This is a genomic window from Azospirillum griseum, from assembly GCF_003966125.1.
GTDB lineage: Bacteria > Pseudomonadota > Alphaproteobacteria > Azospirillales > Azospirillaceae > Azospirillum > Azospirillum griseum.
On record NZ_RXMA01000113.1, the window covers coordinates 1 to 852 of the forward strand.

Below are 852 nucleotides of genomic sequence, written 5' to 3' on the forward strand. Positions count from 1 at the left end.
TAGGGCCTGTTGACATTCAGGCGAAGAATGGGATTCCCGTGGTCGCAGAAATTTGATTCAAGGCTACCGAAAGGGAGGTGGCCTTGGTTCGGATGGTATTGCGAGACGATCAGTGGGAGCGGATAGCGCCGCTTCTTCCCGGCAAAGTCGGCGATCCCGGCCGTTCGGCGGCGGACAATCGCCTGTTTTTGGAAGCGGTCCTGTGGATCGTCCGGGTTGGATCACCCTGGCGGGACTTACCCGAAGCGTTCGGCAATTGGAACTCTGTGTTCCAGCGCTTTCGCCGATGGGCCAAGGCCGGTGTGTTCGACGAGGTCTTCGCCGCCTTATCGAGCGACGCGGACTTCGAGTACGCGATCATCGATGGAACCATTGTCCGGGTGCATCAGCACGGCACCGGCGCAAGGGGGGGACTCAGGCTCAGGCCATCGGTCGCTCTCGCGGCGGACTGACGACCAAGATCCTGGCTGTGGTCGATGCACTGGGGAACCTTGGGCGTTTCATCCTGCTGCCGGGCCAGCGGCACGACAGCGTCGGCGTCGAACCGGTGCTGGACGGTATCGAATTCTCCGCCTTGCTGGCTGACAAAGCCTTCGACAGCAACGCCATCCGCACCTTGATCGCCGAGCGAGGCGCGGTCGCCGTCATTCCGTCCAAGGCCAACCGCTCCCCTCCGATTCCCCACGACGCCGAGATGTACAAATGGCGCCATCTGGTCGAGAACTTCTTCTGCAAGATCAAGGAGTTCCGACGCATCGCCACACGATACGACAAAACAGACACAAGCTTCGCCGCTGCCATCAACCTCGTCGCTACCGTCTTGGCAACACGCTGAATGTCAACAGGCCCTAG

General features: G+C 60.8%; 1 protein-coding gene. It reads left to right on the top strand.

The features are described from left to right. Positions 1–83: 83 nt before the first annotated feature. A protein-coding gene (locus EJ903_RS26380; RefSeq protein ID WP_174237369.1) for an IS5 family transposase occupies positions 84–835 on the top strand; the annotation gives its coding sequence in 2 pieces (ribosomal slippage) (positions 84–405 and positions 405–835; 753 coding nt in all). The last annotated feature ends 17 nt before the right edge of the window (positions 836–852 follow it).